Here is a 22025-nt window from a genome sequence, read left to right on the forward strand (position 1 = left end):
TCCTACTCCTCCTGGGTGATAGCCGGCGGGAGTGTGAACCAGTAGAACCCATGCCCAGGAAGCGTCAAAAGATACGGAAGTTCGCCAATTGCCGGGAATGGGACCCCACCCATCGTCTCCACGGGGGAGACGCCGACGAATCTCCGCAGGTCAAGCTCGACCGGCTGGGGGAAGCGTGACAGATTGTTCACGCAGAGCATCCGGTCGTCTCCCAGCTCCCTGACGAACGCGAGCACGCTGGGATTGGAGGAGTTGAGCTCCGCGTAACCGCCCAGCCCGAACACCGGGTGCCGCTTGCGGATCTCGATCATGCGCTTGGTCCAGTGCAGCAGCGAGCCGGCGTTGCGCTGCTGGGCCTCGACGTTCAGGCCCTGGTAGCCGTAGATCGGGTCCATGATGACCGGCAGGTAGAGCCGGCCGGGGTCGCAGTCGGAGAAGCCGGCGTTGCGGTCGGGGTCCCACTGCATGGGCGTGCGCACGCCGTCGCGGTCGCCGAGCCAGATGTTGTCGCCCATGCCGATCTCGTCGCCGTAGTAGAGCACGGGGGAGCCGGGCAGCGACAGGAGCAGCGCGGTGAACAGCTCGATCTGGTTGCGGTCGTTCTCCAGCAGGGGCGCCAGGCGGCGGCGGATGCCGACGTTCGCCCGCATGCGGGGGTCCTTGGCGTACTCGGCGTACATGTAGTCGCGCTCCTCGTCCGTGACCATCTCGAGCGTCAGCTCGTCGTGGTTACGGAGGAAGATCCCCCACTGGCAGTGCTCCGGAATTTTCGGCGTTTGCGCCAAGATTTCGGAAATGGGGTAGCGAGACTCCCGGCGTACGGCCATGAAGATGCGCGGCATCAGCGGGAAGTGGAAGGCCATGTGGCACTCGTCCCCGCCGCCCACTGGGTCGCCGAAGTACTCCACCACGTCCGACGGCCACTGGTTGGCCTCGGCGAGCAGGACCCGGTCGGGGTAGATCCGGTCGATCTCGGCCCTGATCCGTTTGAGGTACTCGTGGGTCCTCGGCAGGTTCTCGCAGTTGGTGCCCTCCTCCTCGAAGAGGTACGGCACCGCGTCCAGCCGGAACCCGTCGATGCCCAGGTCCAGCCAGAAGCGCAGGACCTCCAGCATGGCCTCCTGCACGTCCGGGTTCTCGTAGTTGAGGTCCGGCTGGTGGTGGAAGAAGCGGTGCCAGTAGTACTGGCCGCGCACCGGGTCGTAGGTCCAGTTGGACGTCTCGGTGTCGATGAAGATGATCCGGGCGTCCTGGTACTTCTCATCGGAGTCGGACCAGACGTAGAAGTCGCCGAACGGCCCCTCGGGGTCGTGGCGCGAGGCCTGGAACCACGGGTGGGCGTCGCTGGTGTGGTTCATGACGAGGTCGGCGATGACGCGCATGCCGCGTTTGTGCGCCTCGTCCACGAGCTTCACGAAGTCTCCCAGGTCCCCGAACTCGGGCAGGATCTTCATGAAGTCCGCGATGTCGTAGCCGCCGTCGCGCAGCGGCGATTCGAAGAGCGGCAGCAGCCAGAGGCAGTCGACCCCGAGCCACTGGAGGTAGTCGAGCTTGTCGATGAGACCTCTGATGTCGCCCGTGCCGTCGCCGTTGGAGTCGGCGAAACCCCGGATCAGGACCTCGTAGAAAACCGCGCGTTTGTACCAGTACGGATCGCGCGGCTTTTCCTCGTCAAAGGTGTTGGGAATGGGTGTGGTTGAGCTCATGAGCCACTCCGGGAGTGGCTCATGACGGAGGCGCTTTCACACACGTTGAAGACTCCCCGCTGAATTCAGTTCTTACCGTGGAGCGGCTCGGACGTTGAGGATATGGGCAGGCTGGATGTGGGGATCGAGGCGCACGTAGTTGCTCTGCCGCCAGCGGTACGACTCACCCGAGAGTTCGTCGTCCACGACGAACTCGGCGTTCCAGTCGAGTCCGATGGCAGGAAGGTCAAGTTCTACGGTCGCCTCGTGGGTATGGTGCGGATCCAGGTTGACGACCGCCAGCACCACGTCGCCCGGCCCGTGCCTGCGCGTGGCCGGATCATAGGCGCCGGGAAGCCGCTTCGAGAAGCAGACGATGTCCGGCTGGTCGACCCTGTGGATCCGTAGATTACGCAATTCCTGCAGTGCGGGATGCGCTCTTCGGAACAAATTCAGGTGGGTGATGAAGGGCGCCAGGCTCCACCCCTCACGTTCGGCGGTAACCCAATCGCGAGGTTTGTACTGATATTTCTCGCTATCGAGGTATTCCTCGCTGCCGGGGCGTACCGGAATGTTCTCTATAAGCTCATATCCGGAGTAAACCCCCCAACTCGGCGAGCCGAGCGCGGCCAGCACCGCCCTGATCTTGAAGGCGGGGATGCCGCCGTGCTGCAGGTATTCGTGCAGGATGTCCGGCGTGTTCACGAAGAGGTTGGGGCGCACGTAGGTGGGAGTCTCGTGGGAGAGCTCCATGAGGTACGACTCCACCTCGGGCTTGGTGTTGCGCCAGGTGAAGTACGTGTAGGACTGGTGGAAGCCGACCTTGCCCAGCATGCGCAGCATCGGGGGCCTGGTGAACGCCTCCGACAGGAAGATCACGTCGGGGTCGGTGGTGTGCACGTCGGCCAGCAGCCGCTCCCAGAACCCGACCGGCTTCGTGTGCGGGTTGTCCACCCGGAAGATCCGCACGCCGTGGGCCATCCAGCGCATCAGCACCCGCTTGACCTCGGCGTAGATGCCCTCGGGGTCCTTGTCGAAGTTGACCGGGTAGATGTCCTGATACTTCTTCGGCGGGTTCTCGGCGTAGGCGATGGAGCCGTCGGCCCTGATCGTGAACCACTCGGGGTGCTCCTTCACCCACGGGTGGTCGGGCGAGCACTGGAGCGCGAGGTCGAGCGCGATCTCCATGCCCAGCTCTTTGGCGCGGCCGACGAACACGTCGAAGTCCTCGAACGTGCCCAGGTCGGGATGGATGGCGTCGTGGCCGCCGTCTTCGGAGCCGATGGCCCAGGGGGAGCCGGGCTCGTCGGGCTCGGGGCTGAGCGTGTTGTTGCGGCCCTTGCGGAACGTCGCGCCGATGGGGTGGATCGGCGGCAGGTAGACGACGTCGAAGCCCATCTTGGCGATGGCGGGGAGGCGCTTGGCAGCAGTCTGGAAATTTCCGGATTTGGAGATGCCGAGCTCGTTGACGACCGCGCCTTCCGACCTGGGGAAGAACTCGTACCAGGAGCCGTACAGCGCCCGGCGCCGGTCCACCCTGATCTTGTTCGACTTCGACCTGGTCACCAGCTCCCGGAACGGGTGCGACTCCAGCAGCGCGGCCGTCTCCGGCAGTTGCGCGATCGACAGCCGGGCCCTGGGGTCCAGGTCCTCGTCGCGCAGCGTGGCGGAGACCGACAGCAGGGCGGCACGGTGCCCGCAGGCGCTGTCGCCGTTGCCGTTCCCCTTGGAGCGGCCGTTCGGGCCGCCGTTGGAGCCGTTCGAGCCGTTCTTGGGCTTGCCGTTGGGGCAGTCGGCCGTGCGCACGGCCTTCGCCGCCCGCTCGAACAGCCGGGCGCCCTCCTCGCACATCAGATCGACGTCCATGCCGCGAGGGATCTTGATCTCGGCGTCGTGCAGCCATGTGCTGATCGGGTCGCTCCACGCCTCTACCCGGAACAGCCAGTCACCCTCGGCGGGAAGGGAGACCTCCACGCCCCAGCGGTCGGTGCCGGGGGCGAGCTCGCGCATCCGTTTCAGACGGGCACGCTGCCCATCGGGCGAGGTGAGCACCACGCCCGCGGCCACGGCGTCGTGGCCCTCTCTGAACACGGTCGCCGAGACCTCGAAGGTCTCGCCGGCGACCGCCTTGGCGGGCCACTGCCCGCAGTCGACGACGGGGGAGATGTCCGTGATGGGAATTCGTCCGATCATCGCATTCAAGGGTTGGCGACGGCGCGCTCGGTGCCGCCGGAGGCTTTCCGTGGGTGCAGACTCCGCGTCCCGGCGGTGGACCGCTGGAAGCGAACCACCGTGGTCGGAACGATCCTTGCATGTAAATTGTGGACAGCAGCGGATAGACCTCCCGAGTGTGTCCGCGGGAGTGCCAACATTCAGGAAAGTTGCCCCAATCGTCCGTCTTCATGCTTGTTCCCGGAAGGGGTTTGAACGGCCTTCTTGGGGGTGAAGGACTGAGAGGTCCCTCCTAGCCCGTAGGGTGCAGAAACGTGAGAGCAATCCGCCGGTTTACCGTCCGCACCGTCCTGCCCGCGGAGCTGGCCGCCCTCGGCGAGCTCGTCCATAATCTCCGCTGGTCCTGGCACCCGGAGACGCTGGACCTCTTCGCGGAGGTGGACGCCGCGCTCTGGGAGCAGGTCGGGCACGACCCCGTGGCCCTGCTCGGCGCCGTCACCCCCGCCCGGCTCAGCGAGCTGGCCGCAGATCGCCGCTTCCTGCGCCGCCTCGCCGACGCGGCCGACGACCTCCGCGAATACATGACCTCCCCGCGCTGGTACCAGACGCTTCCCGACGGGGCGCGGGCCATCGCGTACTTCTCCCCCGAATACGGCATCGCCGCCGCCCTCCCGCAGTATTCGGGCGGCCTCGGCATCCTGGCCGGAGACCACCTCAAAGCCGCCAGCGACCTGGGCGTGCCGATCCTCGCGGTCGGCCTGCTCTACCGCCACGGCTACTTCACGCAGTCGCTGTCGCCGGAGGGCTGGCAGCTGGAGCACTACCCGTCGCTCGACGCGGGCGGCCTGCCGCTCAGCCTGCTGAAGGACGCCGCCGGCGAGACGGTCAAGATCCGCCTCGCCCTGCCCGGCGAGCGCGAGCTGCACGCGCAGGTGTGGGTGGCGCAGGTCGGGCGGGTGCCGCTGCTGCTGCTCGACTCCGACGTGGCCGAGAACGACACGGCCGCCCGCGACATCACCGACCGCCTCTACGGCGGGGGCACCGACCACCGGCTCATGCAGGAGCTGCTGCTGGGCGTGGGCGGCGTACGCGCCATCAGGGCGTACTGCAAGATCACCGGGCATGCCGATCCCGAGGTGTTCCACACGAACGAGGGACACGCCGGCTTCCTCGGCCTGGAGCGCATCCGCGAGCTCACCGAGGCGCGGCTCTCGTTCGACGAGGCGCTGGAGGCGGTGCGGGCGGGCACGGTGTTCACCACGCACACGCCCGTCCCCGCGGGCATCGACAGGTTCCCCGTGGACATGATCGAGCGCCACTTCGGCGGCGCGAACGCCTGGCCGACCGTGCCCGTCGAGCGGATCCTGGCGCTGGGCGCCGAGGCCGATCCCACCCGGTTCAACATGGCCGTCATGGGCATGCGGCTGGCCCAGCGGGTCAACGGCGTCTCCGTGCTGCACGGCCAGGTCAGCCGGGAGATGTTCAAGGATCTCTGGCCCGGATTCGACGTGGCCGAGGTGCCGATCGGGTCGATCACCAACGGCGTGCACGCTCCCACCTGGGTCGGCAGGGAGCTCATGGAGCTGGCCGAGCGCGAGCTGCCCTCGCTGCTGGAGCGGGCCCGCGGCTGGGAGGGCATCCAGAAGATCTCCGACGCCGACCTCTGGCAGATCAGGGGCACGCTGCGGCAACGGCTCGTCGAGGGCGCCCGGGTGCGCCTGCGCAGGTCGTGGCGCGAGCGCGGCGCCTCGGACGCCGAGCTCGGGTGGATCGACGACGCGCTCGACCCCGACGTGCTGACCATCGGCTTCGCCCGGCGGGTGCCGTCGTACAAGCGGCTGACGCTGATGCTGCGCGATCCCCGGCGGCTCACCGAGCTGCTGCTCGACCCGGACAAGCCGGTCCAGATCGTGATCGCCGGCAAGGCGCACCCCGCGGACGAGGGCGGGAAGAAGCTGATCCAGCAGATCGTCAAGTTCGCCGATCAGGCGAACGTGCGCCACCGCATCGTCTTCCTGCCCGACTACGACATGGCGCTCGGCCAGCTCATGACCCAGGGCTGCGACGTCTGGCTGAACAACCCGCTGCGCCCCCTGGAGGCGTCCGGCACCTCGGGGATGAAGTCCGCGCTGAACGGCGGGCTCAACCTGTCGATCCGCGACGGCTGGTGGGACGAGTGGTACGACGGCACCAACGGCTGGGCGATCCCGACCGCCGACGGCGTGACGGACACCGACCGGCGCGACGAGCTGGAGGCCGCCGCCCTCTACGACCTGATCGAGCACGAGGTGTCCGACCGGTTCTACGACCGTCCCGTGGACGGGCTGCCGCGGCGCTGGCTGGAGATGGTCAAGCACACGCTCACCTCGCTGGGCCACAAGGTGCTGGCCGGTCGCATGCTGCGCGACTACGTGGTCGACCTGTACAACCCGGCCGCCGCCGCGGCCAACGCGCTGTCGGCCGACTCGTACGCGCCCGCGAAGGCGTTCGCGGCCTGGCGGGTCCGGGTCACCAGGGCCTGGCCGGGGGTGCGCGTCGAGCACGTCGAGGCCTCGGGCGTGGGGGACACGCCGGAGGTGGGCGCCTCCATCGAGCTGCACGCCACGATCGCGCTCGGCGACCTGGAGCCTGACGACGTGCTGGTCGAGGCCGCCTACGGCAAGGTCGGGCCGCACGACGAGCTGATGCGTCCGACGTACGCGAAGCTGACCGTCGCGTCGGCGGGCGACGACGGCCGGGCCCACTACACGGGCACGGTGCCGCTCGACCGGACGGGAGCGTTCGGATACACCGTGCGCGTCGTTCCTTTCCACCCGCTCGTGGCCACCCCCGCCGAGCTCGGCCTGATCGCCGTGCCGGAGGAGCCCGTGGGCATGACAAATGGCACATTGCGTTAATCAGGGGCACCCGCGAACGGCATATCGCGTTAAACGGACGGCATAATCAGGACGTGGACGACAGCGGGAACGGCATGCGGGCCGACACTCTGGTGGCCACGGTCCGCGGTGTGCTGCCGTCCCTGACGCCGGCCGCGCAGACCGTCGCCCGGCTCATCCTGGAGGACCCCGCGACGGTGGCCAGGAGCACCATCACGGAGCTCTCCGCCGCCTCGGGCACCAGCGAGGCCACGATCGTGCGCACGGCGAGGCTGCTCGGGTTCGCGGGATATCCGCAGCTCCGGCTGGCCTTAGCCGCTGCCGCCGCGCAGCCCGACCGGCTCGTGCCCGGCGACCTGGCACCGGACGACCCGTTGTCGGAGGTCATCCAGAAGGTCGCGCGGGCCGAGTCGGAGGCGATCAACGACACCGTGGCCCAGCTGACCTCCGAGCGGCTGGGCCTGGTCGTGGACGCCATCGTGGGTGCCCGGCGGATCGACGCGTACGGCGTGGGCGCCTCCGGGCTGGTGGCCGAGGACGTCGCGCAGAAGCTGCTGCGCATCGGGCTGTCCAGCCACGCCTTCCAGGACGCGCACCTGGCGCTGACCAGCGCGGTGCTGCTCAGGGAGGGCGACGTCGCGATCGGCATCAGCACGTCGGGGGAGACGCCCGACGTGATCGAGCCGCTGACCCGGGCCAAGGAGGCCGGGGCCACCACGGTCGCCATCACGAACAACCCGCGCTCGTCCATCGCGGAGCTGGCCGAACACGTGCTGATCTCCGCCGGGCGCGAGACGGAGTTCCGTCCCGGCGCCCTGGCCAGCCGGATCAGCCAGCTCCTCGTCGTCGACTGCGTGTTCGTCGGCGTCGCCCAGCGCACGTACGACTCCTCTCAGGAGGCGCTCGCGAGCACCAGGCGCGCCGTCAAGGAGTTCACCCGGAGAACGTCACCTGCACGTCGTCAGCCTTGACGAACATGACGCGGTGGCCGAACTGGATCTGCAGGTACTTCGTCTTGCCCCGGACCACCTTGTGGTCCTGGTCCATGGTGAAGGTGACCGCCCGGTAGTACTCCGCGGGCGCCGCCCCGGCGAGCGTGTACTTCTCGCCTGCCGAGAACGTGTACTGCAGCGGGGTCACCGCCTGGTACGGGATGTCCGCCGGGTACGCCTCCTGCTCCGGGTACGCCCTGCCGAACACCGGGACGGTGGCCTTGCCCGGCTTCGGGGTGACCACGAGGCCGGCCGACGGGACGGCGGTCGGCGCGCTCGCCGGGTTGAGGAACCACGCCTTCTGACCCAGGTACCAGATGGCCGTCCAGTCGCCCTGGCGCTCGGCCACGGCGAAGCGCTGGCCGGTGGTGGCGCGGGCGCTGTGGTCGTACACGCTGTAGAGGGACTCGCCCGTGGGGTGCTTGCCGATGTCCTTGACCAGCGGCGCGTCCGCCCTCGGCTCGGTGCGCAGCCAGACCGTGCTCGCGGGGAGCGGCGGGCAGGCGTTCTCCGGGTTCTTGCGGTCACACCCGTAGAAGTACGGCTTGTTCGTCGCGAAGTCCGGCTTGATCATGACCGAGCCGGAGTTGGGCCCGCCGAACCGGTGCAACGGGGCGCCCATCAGCTGGAAGTAGTGCGCCCAGTCCCAGAACGGGCCCGGGTCCTCGTGCATCTGCTTCACGGTCGTGGGCAGCGTGCCGGGGACGTTGTCGTGGCCCAGGATGTGGGCGCGGTCGAGCGGGATGCCGTACCTGAACGCCAGGTAGCGGACCAGCCGGGCGCTCGAGCGGTACATCGCCTCGGTGTACCAGGTGCTGCCCTCGGCCAGGAAGCCCTCGTGCTCGATGCCGATGGACTTGGCGTTGACGTACCAGTTGCCGGCCTGCCAGGCGACGTCCTTGCCCTTGATGTGCTGGGCGATGTGGCCGTCGCTGGAGCGCACGGAGTACTGCCAGCTCGCGCCGTACTTGGGGTTCTCGTTCAGGTCGATGGAGGAGTCGAAGTAGCCCTCCATGTCATGAATGATGATGTATTCGATCTTCTGGCTGAACGGCCGGTTGGCCAGGTCGTAGTGCCCGTAGTTGTTCGGGGGCAGCTCCTGGTAGGCGGCCGGGATCCACTCGCAGGAGACGGTGATCGGGCACTCCACACCGTCCTTCCTGGACGGGCGCAGACCGAGCTTCTCCAGCCACTTCTCGATCTTCTCCAGGTCCGGCACGGCCGGGAGCGCGACCCGCTGCCCGTCGTCCGTGGTGCGCGCTTCGCCGTCCTTGATCGTCGCGAACACCTCGTCGGCGAAGAACTTCGCCGCCTCGTCCTCCTGGGCTCCGGAGTACTTGGCGACGGCGCCGTACCACTCGCCGGGGTTGTCGCTCAGCGGCGCGCCGAGCGCCTTCTGGTAGTCGGCGAGCAGCGCGGCGCCGCCCCGGATGTTGGCGGCGTCGTCCGTACGCAGCCGCTCGTGGGTCTCGCCGGTGAGCTCCGCGGCCTTCTCCATGGTGCGGAGGGAGGCGGGGATCGCGACGGAGGACTGCTGGGGTTCGGGGGCGGGCAGGGGCCGGTTCTCGTCGCCCCGGGCATCCTCCTCGCCGTCGCTGTGATGGTTGGACGCGGTGTACGCGGTGGCGTCGGTGAGATGCATGGGCCCGAACCCGGCGTCGTTGGACGGCTGCCCGGCATGGGCCTCCCACCGCGACTCCAGGTAGGACACGCCGAGCAGGACGCTCTCGGGGACCTTGAACTCCTGCGCGGCGGCCGTGAAGGCCTGCTGCCGATCAGCGGGATCCTGGGCGTGAGCTGGGACGATGCCAGAAGTTAAGGGCAGCGCGGCGACCGCGGAGATCGCCAATAGGCGGCGCATGAACCACTCCTTGGGGCTGGGGGCACCTGGTGCAGATCAGCGTCTCAACATTTTCCTTCGTAAGCGAGATCTTTGCGAAGAGATTCTTCATCGCTTAACGCGGATCACCGCACGGCGGCCTGCACGGTCAGGGTGCCCGCGGCCGTGTCGATCGCGGCCTCCGTGCCGATGGGGATGGTCGGCGGGTTGTCGCCGTGCCCGGCCGGCAGGCCGCCGAGGATCGGGACGCCGAGCCGGTCGAGGTGGTCGCGCAGCACGTCCACGACGCCCCAGCCGCCCAGCGTCGGGTCCCCGTCGTCCTGCTCGAACCCCCGGAACTGTCCGAGCGCGATGCCCCGTACGCCGTCGAGCGCTCCCGAGCGGGACAGCTGCGTCAGGGAGCGGTCGACCTCGCCCAGACCGGTGCCGCGGTTGTCCTCCAGGAAGAGGATCGCTCCCTCCAGGCTGGGCAGCCCGGCGCCGACCTGCGTGCGGACCGCGCTCAGGTTGCCGCCGATCAGCGTGCCCGTGGCGCTGCCCGCCGCGCCGATCTGCGCGGTGACCTCGGACGGGTCGCGGTGGACGGTGACGGGGTCGGTGGTCATCAGGGCGCGGCGCAGCGCCTCGGCCGACGCCGGTCCCGTGACGGACGCGTTCCAGTTGACGAAGGGGCCGTGCAGGCCGGCCAGGCGGCAGTGCCGCCACACGGCCAGGTGAAGGTGGGTGATGTCGCTGAAGCCGATCACGGGTTTGGGGTCCCGTGCGAGCGCGTCGAAGTCCAGGTCGTCCACGATCCGGTACGCGCCCTTGCCGCCCCTCGTCGCGAACACGGCCCGTACGCCCGGATCCCGGAAGGCGTCGTTCAGGTCGGCGGCGCGCTCCTCGTCGCGGCCCGCCATGTAGCCCCACTGGTCGAAGGCGTGCTCGGCCAGCTCGACCCGGAGGCCCCACGAGGTGAGGAGTTCGACTCCGGCGGCGACCAGGTCGGGGTTGGGCGGGGAGGCAGGGGAGACGACCCGGACGCGATCGCCGGACATCAGGCGGGGAGCTCGTAAGGTGTCCATCGCCTGGCACCTTATTGGGTGGACTTTATTGGGTGGACCGGGTGCGATGATCGTGCGAGGCTCGCTTCGTGTCGGACTACTACCGTGACCTGGCCGTCGACTACCACTGGATCTTGGCCGACGAGGTCGTGAATGCCCCGGGCGTGATCGGCGGCACGTCCGTCTCCCGCCGGGAGTTCATCCAAGCCGTGGTCGACACCCTGCCGCCGGGCGCCCCCGTGCTCGACTGCGCCTGCGGCATCGGGGCGGACGCCATGGCGCTGGCGCACGCCGGGTTCCGGGTGACCGCCACCGACGGCAGCCCGCAGATGGTCGCGGAGGCGCGCCGCCGCGTGCCCGCCGGCGTGGAGCTGCTCACCTCCCGGTGGGAGGACCTGCCCGCCGCCGTGACCGGGCCGTACGAGCTGGTGCTGTGCCTGGGCAACTCCCTCGTCCACACGGGGTCGCGCGAGGCCATGGTGGCGGCGCTGTCGGGGATGCGGCAGGTGCTGTCCCCGACCGGCACGCTGATCGTCGACTCCCGCAACTGGGAGCTGCTCTATCGCGAGCGCCGGCGGATCGTGGTCGGTGACCGGGTGCGCGAGCGGGACGGCGTACGGTCCACCTGCGTCTACGTCTGGACCTTCCCCGAGAGCTTCGGCGAGCCGTGCCTGGCCGAGATCCTGTTCGTCCAGGAGCACCCCGACGGCACGCTCAGCCACCACCGGCACACCATCGACTTCCTGCCGTTCACCCCCGCCGACCTGGAGGCGCGGCTGGCCGAGGCCGGGTTCACCGTCGTCGGCTCGTCCTACCGCCCCGAGAATCCGCAGTACGCCATCGCGGCCAAGGCAATCGCGGCTCAGGGGATTCGTGGCTAAGGGATGAGCACGACCTTGCCCGTCGTACGCCTGCTTTCGAGCGCGGCGTGGGCGGCCGCCGCCTCCGCGAGCGGGAACGTCTGCACGGCAGGGGTCAGCGTGCCGTCGGCGAGCGCCGCCAGCGCCCTGACCTCGTAGTCCGGCCGCGTGTTCGGCTCGCCGAGCAGCAGCATCAGGGCGTTGGTCACGGTGAGGCCGCGCTCCTCCACCGTCCGGGAGTCCGGCTGGAACTCCTGCCGGGAGGCGTTGCCGATGGTGACGTAGCGGCCGCCGTCGGCCAGCAGCCCGAACGCGGCCCGCGCCCTGTCGCCGCCGACCCCGTCGAGCAGGGCGGTGACCGCGTGGCCGCCGAGCTCCTTGGCGACGGTCTCCTCCCAGCCCGGCCGGTCGTAGTCGACGGCGAGGTCCGCCCCGAGGTCGCGTACGGCCGCCACCTTCGCGGCCCCGCCCGCCGCGCCGACCACCCTGGCGCCGAGGCCGCGCGCGTACTGGACGATCAGGCGCCCGATGCCGCCGGCCGCCGAGGTCACCAGCACGACGTCGTCAGTGGTCAGCTTGGCCACGTCCAGGAACTGCAGCGCCGTCACCCCGGTGACGACCATGGCCACGGCCGTCTCGTAGGCGGAGGCGATCGGGTGCACGGACGTCACGTCCGCGACCGCCAGCTCCGCGTAGCCGCCGGGGCGGCCGTACGCGGTCACCACATCGCGCCCGATCCAGGACGGATCCACCCCGGGACCCACCTGGTCCACGCGTCCGGCCACCTCGCCGCCGAAGATCGCCGGGAGCTCGGGAAGCGGCGGCGTCATGCCACCGGTCGCCCCTGACCGCATCGTCGTCTCGATCAGGTGCACCCCGGCCGCCTTGACGGCGATGCGAACCTGGCCGGGCCCCGGCTCGGGGTCGGGCACGCTCTCGTAGCGGAGGTTCTCGGCGGGGCCGAAGGTGTGCAGGACGACGGCATGCATGGCGCACTCCCGGAGACAGCGGTCAACTCGTCTTCCGAGCCTGCAACCTCAACCTTGCTTGATGTCAACCGGTCACAGGAAGCCGCGGCCGGCGGCGGCGCGGGCGTACCCCTCGACCCCCATGAGGCGCTGCACCCGCGCCCCGGCCCCGGGCCACACGCTCGCCAGCCCGGCCGCGACGCGGACGGGCAGCGGCGCGACGTCGATCTCGGCGGCGTCGGTCAGGATGGCCCGGCACACCGCCCGCGCCACGTGCAGCGGGCTGCGCGTCATCCATGAAGGCACGGTCAGCGAGGTACGGGTGAGCATCCCGGCGTCGCGCACCAGCCCCGGGCAGATGACGGAGACGCCGACGCCGTAGGGTGCCAGGTCCATCCTGGCCGCATGCCCGAACCCCCGCAGGCCATGCTTGGTCGCGTTATAGACGGCTAGATGCGGATGCGCCATCTTCCCGCCGATCGAGCTCATGAACACCAGGTGGCCGCGCCCGTTGGCCACCATCCGCTCGGCGGCCAGGCGGGCCATCACGAGCGGCACGCGCAGGTTGAGCTCCAGGTAGTGGTCGATCTCGTCGAGATCGTGATCCGTCATCCGCGCGGGAGCGATGACCCCGGCGTTGGCCACCAGGATGTCGACCGGTCCGGCCTGCTTCATCATCTTCGCGATGGCTTTGCGGCCCGTCAGGTCGGCGGGGACGGCACGCCCGCCCACCTCCGTGGCCAGCGTTTCCAGCACGCCGGCGTCGCGGCCGGTCAGGACCAGGTGCACGCCGTGCCGCGCGAGCGCGCGGGCCGTGGCCTGGCCGATGCCGCCGCTGGCGCCCGTGATCAGGGCGGTCGTGCCCGCCAGTTTCATCGGTCCTCCCGGAACGGGGTGAAGACGAGGGTCGCGTTGTGCCCCCCGAAGGCGAACGAGTTGGACAGCACCGGCCCGGGAACGACGGGGCGCGGCGCGGTCACGACGTCGACGGGGCAGGCCGGGTCCCGGCGGTCGAGGTTCGCGGTGGGGTGGACGGTGCGCTCGATCAGGGTCAGCACGCTGATCACGGCCTCGATCGCGCCCGAGGCCCCCAGAGCGTGGCCGATCACGCTCTTGCTCCCCGTGACCGGCACCGCGTACTCGCCGAACAGCCGCGCGATGGCCCGCGCCTCGGTCTCGTCGTTGAGGCGGGTGGAGGTGGCGTGCGCGTTGACGTGGACGACGTCGGCCGCCGCGATCCCGGCGTCGGCCAGCGCGTGACGCATGCAGCGGTACGCGCCGCCGCCCTCGGGGTCGGGGGCCGTGAGGTGATGGCCGTCGGACGTCCGGCCGTACCCGCTCAGCTCGGCGTACACGTGGGCGCCCCGGCGCAGCGCGTCCTCCAGCCGTTCCAGCACGAGGAACGCAGCGCCCTCACCCAGCACGAACCCGTCGCGATCGGCGTCGAAGGGCCGGCTGGCGCGTCCGGGCTCCGACACGCGGCGCGACAGCGCCCCCGCCCGCCCGAACCCCACCAGCGCGCTGGCCTGCACCCCCGCCTCCATGCCGCCCGCCAGCACCACGTCGGCCGTCCCGTCGCGGACCAGCCGCATGCCCTCACCTATGGCGTGGCTGCCGGAGGCGCACGCGGTCGCCACCGACATGCTCGGGCCGAGGAACGCGTGCCGGATGCTGATCTCGGCGGCGGCGGCGTTGTGCATGCTCATGGGGATGTGCAGGGGGCCCGGCCAGGCGCGTCCGCGCTCGTCCAGGGTGCCGAAGGCGAGCTCCTGGGTGGCGACACCGCCGTACCCGGTCCCGGTCACGACGGCCCGGCGCTCGGGCCCCGCCGCCGTCTGGCCCGCATCTGCCAGGGCATCGGTCGCGGCGCAGAACGCCAGCCGCGTGACCCGGTCCATCCGGCGGGCGTCCCTGGGCTTCACGTAGCCGTCGAGGTCGAGGTCGGGCACCTGGCAGGCGAAGTCCACCGGCAGGCCCTCGGCGTCGAACGAGGTGATCGTACGCGCCGTCGACCGGCCGGCCAGCAGGGTGTCCCACAGCTCCTGGGGATGGGCGCCCGCTGGGGTACGCACGCCCATGCCGGTGACGGCGACCCGGGCGCGCACCGGACCTCCGCTGGATCGCATGTCCCACATGGAAGTGATCATCGCATGCATTGTCACGAAAAGTAGCGCGACAACTCCGTAGTGTCGCGGCCGTTCACCCCACCCTCAACCCCGCCACACCGGCACCCGCCAGCCTTCAGCGCCGGGAGTCTTGGAGGCCGTCACCAGCGCAGCAGCACGGTCCCTGCGCTGACCCCGCTGGCCACCCCCACGAGCGCAACCAGATCGCCCCGCTGCACCCGGCCCGACTGGACCGCCTGGTGCAACTGCACGGGGATCGTGGAGGCGACGAGATTGCCGTGCTCGGCGATGGTCACCACCACCTTCCCCAGCGGGATCCCGGCCGCCTCGCAGAAGGTGTGCAAGGACGACAGGGACGCCTGATGCACGCAGATCGCCGCCATGTCGTCCCAGTCGAGCCCGCGTTCGGTCAGCGGCGCCCGCAGCACGGACCGGTCGAGCTTGTGCACCCCGACGGCCAGCCCCACGGGATCCACGGTGAACGCGCCCACCTGGTAACCGGCCGAGATGGAACGCGTGACCGGCAGGACGGCGGCGTCCCAGTGTGCCGAGCTGGCGCAGAACCGGTGCCCCAGCACCCCGGGCACCGCACTGGCCTCCAGCAGCATGGCCGTCCCCGAGTCGGAGACGGTGTAGGAGGGCCCGGCGGCGACGAAGTCCGCGTCCGACTCGACCTGCCAGCGGATGGCCGGAGTGGCGACCTCTCCGCACACGATGAGGACCGTACGGTAGCGGCCGGCCGTGATGAGCGTGTCGGCCAGCTCGACCGCGTTCAGAACGCTGTTGCATGCATTGCGTACATCGAATACCGGGCAGCTCGCCCCCAGCTCGGCGGCCACCATGTGCGCGGTGGCGGGCTCGACGGCGTCGACGGTCACCCCCGCATAGATGATCAGGTCTATGACGGGCGGGACATGCCCGGTCTGCTCGAGCAGAGTGCGGGCGGCGGCCGCGGCCATCCCGGCGGCCGTCTGACCGGGATCGGCCACGTGCCGCCGCTCCACGCCGCTGGCTTGCTCGATGGCGCCGCGGGGGATGTGCGTGCCCGGATTGCGGGCGGCCAGTAGCTTTTCCAGCTCCGGCGTGGTCAGGCTCTCCTCAGGCAGGTGCACCGCCACCCCGGCCACGTGGGCGTACCGCCTCGGGTACGGCTCGGACTGCGCGGCCACGCCCATCCCCCCTCAAGATCAGGTGCTGCTCAGGATAGGTACGCGGCCCCGCGGGCGCCCGTCACGACCCTCGAAACTTGATCAACTCCTTAACGGCGGGTTCCGCGTCACGAGTGCCCATTTATCGGGCGACCGGCCACGCTAAGTGACAAGACCGCTACGAGGAAAGGGCCCGGTGTGAGCGACGAGGAGATCTTGACCGTGGTGCGCGACCGCTGCGTCAGCATCCTGAAGGTCCACCCGAGCCGGGTCACGCTGGACGCGCGGCTCCGCGAGGACCTGGAGGCCGACAGCCTGGACCTCGCCGAACTCCACGTCGCCATGGAGGACACGTGGGGCCCGATGCCTCGCGAAACCCTCGTCGGCGTACGCACGATCGCCGACGTGCTCACCCGAGCCCGCCTCTTGGCCGTGGCGCGTACGTGAAGCACGGTTCCCGCTCCCTCGCCTGCTGACCGCGACACGTGCGTGAGGGGCGCTCTCGCTCCCTCGCCCCCTGGCCGGGTGGGTGCTCGCGTTTGCCCGCGGTCCGCCCGGGGCGTGCGCGTTCGCGCTGGGGTGCCCTCTCGTTGAGACGCGGGCACGGGTGCGATGAGCGTCGGCGCCTCATCGGCGACAGCGCGAATTTGATCTTCTCGTCAGCTACGAAGGAAGCAACATGTACAAGCACGCTCTGACCGCGACCGCCATCGGCGCCGCTCTGCTCTCAGGCCCGGCCGCCACCGCCGACACCCTGCCGAAAGTCTGCGTGAAAATCCCGGTAACGGCCATCGCCCAGTCCTTCATGGATTTCGTCACCACGGGCGATCTGGCCATTCCCATGGAAAAAATTGCGAAGGGAGACCAGATTTCCCCTTCTGACTTCTTCCGCGGCAAGCCGCTGAAAGACGTGACCATCCTGGAAAGAACGTCGTGTTAATTTGCCCGCCGCCTCGTTGAGTGTTTTCGTACCGCCTGCCGCTGTACCGGCTGAAGCGGCCTTTCGCCAGTCGCCCGCTGCGCCAAGAACGGGCGCTCAGCGCTGCACGCGAGGAGAGCGGTTCGCGCCGCCATAAGGTCGCGGGCCCTCACCCCAGCTCCATCACCGGCCAGAGTTGGCGTGTGGCGGTGTCGCCGCGTCGACGGATCGCGTTAAATTACTCAGGGTTTTCGCGTGCTTGTGGGATCAAAAGGTGCTGCCAGCGTTCGGCTGTCTGGAGTATGTCCTCGCCGGTACGTCGAAGGAATTCACCCACGAATTCACAGCGCGCTCCGGCTGGGGTCGTGGCGCCCAGGATGCGTGCCCCGTCGCGGGCGGTCTCGGCCAGCAAGAAGTTTCGCTGCGCACTCGCCAGAAACGACCGGTACCAAAGAGCGTTGTCGACGCTGTACAACTCGCGACGGCTCCGCGGGTCGCGGTCGCGCCTGATCAGCTCCTGTTCCTCCAGGTAGGCGACGGCGGTGGAGATCGAGGCCGGGCTGACCTGGAGGCGCTGGGCGAGATCCTTGGCCGTGAGCGCGCCGGTGTCGGTGATGTAGAGGCAGGCCAGGACCCTCGATGCCATCCGCTGCACACCCGTCTGCACCAGGGTCTCGACGAGGCGCTCCGCGAATTCGCGCATCTCGTCGGGGTCGCGGCCGTACGCCGTGTTGGCGGCCGGGGGCGCTGATCGCGGGGTCTGCCGGCGGCGGCGGGCACGTCGTTCGGTCGCCTGGTGCGCCCGCTCGGCCCGGTACGCTCCGGGGCCGCCGTTGCGGCTGACCTCCCGGCTGACGGTGGAGGTCGGCCTGGACAGGCGCCGGGCGATCTCGGCGTAGCCGAGCCCGTTCGCCAGGCCTGCGGCGATGTCCCGGCGGTCCTGTTGGGTCAACCTGCCTCCCGGCATCGGCGCTCGCCTCCTGGTGGTCCTGTCCCTGTGCTCTGGCGATCCAGTATTGCCTTCGATCGCACCCCATTGCAATAGAGGCAAACTTGAGAGTTGCATTCAGCTTCAGGTCCATTGCAATTATTAGTGCCATCTAACTGCGTGAATGGCGGATTCTCGGCACGGTTCTGATTGACAAATATTTGAACGCAACGTAGCTTTTGGCTTCGGGTGAACGCGTACTATCGCGAATGGCGGGATGATGAAAGCCCATGTTCATACGGGTGCCGAGCGAGGCCGGGCCGGGGAAGCCTTTGCCGACGTCGCGACCGGTCGCGAGCGTGGGGCTGCTGGCCCCGCAGGACGTAGCAGCACCGTCAGGCCCGCAGCAGCGGCCCGGCGCGCCGAACCGGAAGGAAACCGACATGACCCTCACGGCGCCCACCGGCGTGACAGCGAGAGCGCTGGCGCCGGATCTGGCACGCGGCTTCATGCTGCTGCTGATCGCCCTGTCACACGCGCCGGCGTTCGTCGGCGACTGGGACGCGGGGCCCGCCGCGCTTAACACCGCGGCGAAGTTCATCAAGTCGCTGCTCGCCGACAACCAGGCCCGCGACATGTTCGTGTTCCTGTTCGGCTACGGGCTCGGGCAGTTAGCCCACAGCCGGCAGGCCAGGGGCGGCGACTGGGCCTCGATCCGGAGCCTGCTGCGACGCCGGGCGCTCTGGCTGATCGTCATCGGCTTCCTGAACACGGTGGTGCTCGTGCCCATCGACATCATCGCGGTGTACGGGCTGACCCTGCTGGTGCTCGCTCCCCTTGTGCGAGCGCGGGATTCGGTGCTGTGGTGGACGGGCCTGCTGACGCTCGTCCCCGCGACCCTCCTGCTGGCCTGGCAGAGCGTGGTGGCCCAGGCGAAGCCGGTGAACATGGCGGAGTTCATGGAGCCCACGTTCGCCGCGCACCTCGTCGCCGCCATTCCGTCCTGGCCGGTGGAGACCGCGATCTCCACCATCATGGTGGTGCCGGGCATGATGCTGGGCATCTGGGCCGCCAGGCGCCGGTTCCTCGACGAGCCCGAGCGGCACCTGCCGCTGCTGCGCCGCGTCACCGTGGTGCTCATCGGCGTGGCAGTGGCGGGCAGGCTGCCCGCGGCGCTGCTCGCGGCCGGCGTGTGGACTCCCACCTCGGTGCCCGTCAGCTGGGCGGTCGCCGTGGCGCACGACCTGACCGGGTACGCGGGCGGCATCGGCATGGCCGCCGCCGTCGGACTCGTCGCGGTCAAGGTCCGGCCCGGCCGGCTCACCACGGCCCTGGCGGCGCTGGGGCAGCGGTCGTTGACGTTCTACCTGTTCCAAGCCGTGGTCTGGGTGGTGCTCTTCTACCCGTTCACGCTGGGCCTGCGCGACGGCGTGAGCTTCGCCGTCACCTTCGGGATCGCCGTCGGGGTCTGGCTGCTGTCGATCGTGCTGGCCGAGTGGTTGCGCGCCGTCGGCCACCGGGGCCCGGCGGAGGTGTTCCTCCGGCGGATGTCGTACGGCCGCCCCAAGCGGTGAGGCGGCCAGGTTGTGCGTGGAAGGTGACCAAGGCGAGGTCCGACCAGGGCCCTGCGACCCTGGAACAGCGGGTACTCCCACCTGGAGCAGGCACGTTGCAGAGTGTCCACGGAATGAGAGGAAATCATGAAATGTCGGATAAGGCGCTGACGCTTGCGGACGACCTCACCCTCAACCGCATGGGCTACGGCGCCATGCAGTTGGCCGGCCCCGGCGTCTTCGGGCCGCCCCAAGACCGCGACCAGGCCATCGCCGTGCTTCGCGAAGCCCTCGAACTGGGGATCAACCACATCGACACCAGCGACTTCTACGGCCCCGCCGTCGTCAACGAGCTCATCAAGGAGGCCCTGCACCCGTACCCGGCGGACCTGCGTATCGTCGCCAAGGTCGGCGCGCGCCGCGGCCCCCAGGGGGAGTGGATGCCCGCTCAGGACCCCGCGGACCTCAAGGTCGCGGTGCACGAGAACCTCCGGCACCTCGGCCTGGACGTCCTCGACGTCGTCAACCTGCGCGTGGTCACGCACGAGGGCACCACCGACGAGTCGCTCGCGGAGCAGTTCGGGGCCCTGGCGGAGCTGCGCGAGGAGGGGCTGATCCGCCACCTCGGCCTCAGCGCGGTCTCCACGGCCCAGCTCACCGAGGCCCAGTCCATCGCGCCCGTCGTCACCGTGCAGAACCTCTACAACGTGGCGAACCGGCAGGACGACGCCCTCGTCGAGCGGTGCGCCGCCGAGAACATCGCCTACGCGCCGTTCTTCCCCCTGGGCGGTTTCACCCCGCTCCAGTCGGAGACGCTCCGGAACGTGGCCGCCCGCCTGGGCGTCTCACCCCAGCAGGTCGCCCTGGCCTGGCTGCTGCAGCGCTCGGCCACCATCGTCCTCATCCCGGGGACCTCGTCCCCGGCCCATCTCCGCGAGAACGTCGCCGCCGCCGACCTGGTCCTGCCCCCGGACGCGGTCGCGGAGCTGGACACCGTCGGCGCGGGGCTAAAGGACGAGCTTCAGTGAGGGCCGCTGGTCGGGCAGGCCGATCAGCTCGCGTACGCGGGTGATGGGCCAGGCCAGCTCCCGGGCGAGGGTGGCGGCGGTCAGGTCGCTCTCGCGGGTGGCCAGGTCGAAGGCGTGGGCGAGCAGGACCGGCTGCTCGCCGGGGTAGCCGGAGACGGGCTCATTGGTGAAGCCCGGCTGGTCGCGCAGGGCGGCCAGGCGCTGGTAGGCGCGGCCGGCGGCGGAGTCGGAGATCAGCCCGGTCTCGCGGCACCGGTAGAGCAGCGAGTCGACCGACACCCCCCATGTCCGCCGCAGCTCGGCGAGCTTGCGCAGGTCGGCCCGCTGCGGCAGCTGCGGCAGGATGCTGCCGCGCGGCGTGAGGAACTCGGCTGCGAACGCGTCGGCCTCGCGCTCCTGATGGCTGTCACCGGCCGCCGTGTCGCCGTGCAGGACGAGGTGGCCCAGCTCGTGGGCGGCGGTGAAGCGGTGGCGGTAGATGTCGTCGAACCGGTTGGGGGTCAGCACGACGATCGGCCGCGGCAGGCTGGAGGTGGAGAACGCGTCGACGGTGACCGCGTCGGGGTCGTGGCGGGGGAAGGCGACGACGATGCCGTGGGACTCCATGTGGCGTACGAGGTGGCTGACCGGCCCGGTGCCCAGCCCCCAGTGGGCCCGCAGCGCGCGGGCCGCTCCCGCCGGGTCGCGCGGCAGCGCCGAGTGCATCTCGCCGCCCGCGAACCCGGGCAGGTCGACGGCCGGCAGCTGGATCCGCTTCTCCAGCGCGTACGTCAGCTCCCACACCTGCTCGACGAAGGCCACGGCCTTGGCCCGCTGGTAGGCGCGGGTGGAGCGCAGGCTGCGGAAGTGGGCCATGGAGCCGTCGAGCTTGCCGTGCGGCCGTCCTGGCAGGAAGAAGGCCATCGGCACGGCCAGCGCCTCGGCCAGCAATGGGATCAGGTCGGGGCGCGGGCGGGTGACGCCCGCCTCGTACTGCCCGACCGCGGCGGGGGAGACGCCGAGGAGCTCGGCCACCTCCTTCTTGGTGAGCGCGGCCAGGTGGCGGGCCTGGGTGAGGCGGGTGGCGTCGAACGCGTCGGCGACGGCTTGGGGGGTCGGCGCGCCGGTCTTGAACTCACTCACCGCCGGCGGCTTCTGCCCTGGTGATCGGCACGGCTTCGCTGACGGGCGCCGTGAGCCGCCCGGCCCCGGTGCGGGGGTTGAGCGCCGGGGTGGGCAGGGCACCCTGGTCGAACGCGGCCGGCTGCGCCCCGGTCTGCCCGGCCGTCGTCGTGTCCTGGGCCAGGGGGATCGGCTCGCACACGTGCCAGCGCAGGCTGCCGGTGCGGTCGAGCAGCTCGGCCTCGCCCCACCAGGCGTCGAGCAGCCCCGCGTGCGCGTTGCAGGCGTACGCGATGAGCACCAGGCTCGTGTCGTCGGGCAGGCCGGACAGCGCCTCGGCCACCGGCACCGCCTGCGGCGCGAGGTCGTGCAGCGAGAGCTGCCGCATCCGCGGCTCGGGCCCGAACCGGTTGAACAGCGCCTGCACCAGCGCCGACGGGCGGCCCTCGCCGATGCGCGCGCTCATCACGCCGATCGAGCGGTCCTTGGCATAGCGGAACGGGAACAGCAGCTTGCCGTCGAGCACCACCAGCTCGTGGGGGGACCCGGCGGGCTTGATGATCCGCACGTCGCCCATGTCCTCGAACGCCTTGGCCAGCGCCTCGAACTTGCGCGACATGAGCGTGAACCCGAACGGGTGCGTGTGCTCGGTCTGCGCGGCCGTCTGGGCGTCGCGGGCGTTGTCGAGCGCGACCGACAGCGCCTCGGCGATCGCCTGTCTGATCGCCGGCACCCGCTGCCCGAACGTGTCACGGGCCCACTGCGACTCCAGCATGCGCCGACCTC

At 70.1% G+C, this 22025-nt stretch carries 18 protein-coding genes; 7 read left to right on the plus strand and 11 right to left on the minus strand.

Going from position 1 to position 22025, the window contains the following annotated elements:
• Positions 1–2: 2 nt before the first annotated feature.
• Positions 3–1706, minus strand: a complete 1704-nt coding sequence (treS, locus tag ACWDRB_RS37055) for a maltose alpha-D-glucosyltransferase (RefSeq protein ID WP_364264377.1) — start codon at positions 1704–1706, stop codon at positions 3–5.
• 72 nt (positions 1707–1778) lie between these two features.
• Positions 1779–3878, minus strand: a complete 2100-nt coding sequence (locus tag ACWDRB_RS37060) for an alpha-1,4-glucan--maltose-1-phosphate maltosyltransferase (protein WP_449901747.1) — start codon at positions 3876–3878, stop codon at positions 1779–1781.
• Between the two features lie 293 nt (positions 3879–4171).
• On the opposite strand from ACWDRB_RS37060, the gene glgP reads away from it, so the two are divergent.
• A complete protein-coding gene (gene glgP / locus ACWDRB_RS37065) occupies positions 4172–6754 on the plus strand; it encodes an alpha-glucan family phosphorylase (protein ID WP_449901750.1) in 2583 nt (860 codons plus the stop codon).
• Positions 6755–6807: 53 nt separating this feature from the next.
• On the plus strand, positions 6808–7704 hold the full coding sequence (locus tag ACWDRB_RS37070) for a MurR/RpiR family transcriptional regulator (protein WP_350729495.1): 897 nt from the start codon (positions 6808–6810) through the stop codon (positions 7702–7704).
• Here the strand turns inward: ACWDRB_RS37070 and ACWDRB_RS37075 are convergent.
• Both ACWDRB_RS37075 and ACWDRB_RS37080 read right to left on the minus strand, forming a co-directional pair.
• The gene (locus ACWDRB_RS37075; protein ID WP_449901753.1) at positions 7667–9586 is read right to left on the minus strand and encodes an N-acetylmuramoyl-L-alanine amidase; all 1920 of its coding nucleotides are present in this window, start codon (positions 9584–9586) and stop codon (positions 7667–7669) included. The genes ACWDRB_RS37070 and ACWDRB_RS37075 overlap by 38 nt on opposite strands.
• 104 nt (positions 9587–9690) lie before the next feature.
• A complete protein-coding gene (locus ACWDRB_RS37080; protein ID WP_449901756.1) occupies positions 9691–10629 on the minus strand; it encodes a S66 peptidase family protein in 939 nt (312 codons plus the stop codon).
• 68 nt (positions 10630–10697) lie between these two features.
• On the opposite strand from ACWDRB_RS37080, the gene ACWDRB_RS37085 reads away from it, so the two are divergent.
• Positions 10698–11489 (plus strand): class I SAM-dependent methyltransferase, encoded by a 792-nt coding sequence (locus ACWDRB_RS37085; RefSeq protein WP_449901758.1) that lies wholly within the window; start codon positions 10698–10700, stop codon positions 11487–11489.
• Here the strand turns inward: ACWDRB_RS37085 and ACWDRB_RS37090 are convergent.
• The 4 genes from ACWDRB_RS37090 to ACWDRB_RS37105 form a co-directional block, all read right to left on the minus strand.
• Complete coding sequence (locus tag ACWDRB_RS37090) at positions 11486–12457, minus strand: zinc-binding dehydrogenase (protein WP_449901761.1); 972 nt, start codon at positions 12455–12457, stop codon at positions 11486–11488. The genes ACWDRB_RS37085 and ACWDRB_RS37090 overlap by 4 nt on opposite strands.
• Positions 12458–12529: 72 nt before the next feature.
• Positions 12530–13312 (minus strand): SDR family NAD(P)-dependent oxidoreductase, encoded by a 783-nt coding sequence (locus tag ACWDRB_RS37095; RefSeq protein ID WP_449901763.1) that lies wholly within the window; start codon positions 13310–13312, stop codon positions 12530–12532.
• A complete protein-coding gene (locus ACWDRB_RS37100; RefSeq protein ID WP_449901765.1) occupies positions 13309–14583 on the minus strand; it encodes a beta-ketoacyl-[acyl-carrier-protein] synthase family protein in 1275 nt (424 codons plus the stop codon). The genes ACWDRB_RS37095 and ACWDRB_RS37100 overlap by 4 nt, the downstream gene beginning before the upstream one ends.
• Before the next feature lie 119 nt (positions 14584–14702).
• Positions 14703–15731 carry a 3-oxoacyl-ACP synthase III family protein gene (locus ACWDRB_RS37105; RefSeq protein WP_449901768.1) on the minus strand — a complete coding sequence of 343 codons (1029 nt, stop codon included), beginning with the start codon at positions 15729–15731 and terminating at the stop codon, positions 14703–14705.
• Positions 15732–15908: 177 nt separating this feature from the next.
• Between ACWDRB_RS37105 and ACWDRB_RS37110 the strand changes: the two genes are divergently transcribed.
• Positions 15909–16157 carry an acyl carrier protein gene (locus ACWDRB_RS37110; RefSeq protein WP_364264393.1) on the plus strand — a complete coding sequence of 83 codons (249 nt, stop codon included), beginning with the start codon at positions 15909–15911 and terminating at the stop codon, positions 16155–16157.
• A gap of 232 nt (positions 16158–16389) precedes the next feature.
• Positions 16390–16650, plus strand: a complete 261-nt coding sequence (locus ACWDRB_RS37115; protein WP_449901770.1) for a hypothetical protein — start codon at positions 16390–16392, stop codon at positions 16648–16650.
• A gap of 217 nt (positions 16651–16867) precedes the next feature.
• Here ACWDRB_RS37115 and ACWDRB_RS37120 read toward each other — a convergent pair whose 3' ends face one another.
• A complete protein-coding gene (locus ACWDRB_RS37120) occupies positions 16868–17596 on the minus strand; it encodes a helix-turn-helix domain-containing protein (RefSeq protein WP_449901772.1) in 729 nt (242 codons plus the stop codon).
• A gap of 404 nt (positions 17597–18000) precedes the next feature.
• Here ACWDRB_RS37120 and ACWDRB_RS37125 point away from each other — a divergent pair, with 404 nt between their 5' ends.
• Positions 18001–19131: a DUF418 domain-containing protein gene (locus ACWDRB_RS37125; RefSeq protein WP_449901775.1), complete on the plus strand. Its 1131-nt coding sequence runs from the start codon at positions 18001–18003 to the stop codon at positions 19129–19131.
• A gap of 131 nt (positions 19132–19262) precedes the next feature.
• Complete coding sequence (locus ACWDRB_RS37130; RefSeq protein WP_449901777.1) at positions 19263–20138, plus strand: oxidoreductase; 876 nt, start codon at positions 19263–19265, stop codon at positions 20136–20138.
• On the opposite strand, the gene ACWDRB_RS37135 is transcribed toward ACWDRB_RS37130, so the two are convergent.
• Both ACWDRB_RS37135 and ACWDRB_RS37140 read right to left on the minus strand, forming a co-directional pair.
• The gene (locus tag ACWDRB_RS37135) at positions 20118–21260 is read right to left on the minus strand and encodes a helix-turn-helix domain-containing protein (protein WP_449901779.1); all 1143 of its coding nucleotides are present in this window, start codon (positions 21258–21260) and stop codon (positions 20118–20120) included. The two genes, ACWDRB_RS37130 and ACWDRB_RS37135, sit on opposite strands and share 21 nt — an antisense overlap.
• Positions 21253–22014 carry a hypothetical protein gene (locus tag ACWDRB_RS37140; RefSeq protein WP_449901782.1) on the minus strand — a complete coding sequence of 254 codons (762 nt, stop codon included), beginning with the start codon at positions 22012–22014 and terminating at the stop codon, positions 21253–21255. The genes ACWDRB_RS37135 and ACWDRB_RS37140 overlap by 8 nt, the downstream gene beginning before the upstream one ends.
• Positions 22015–22025 lie beyond the last annotated feature (11 nt).

Source organism: Nonomuraea sp. NPDC003707, assembly GCF_053587055.1.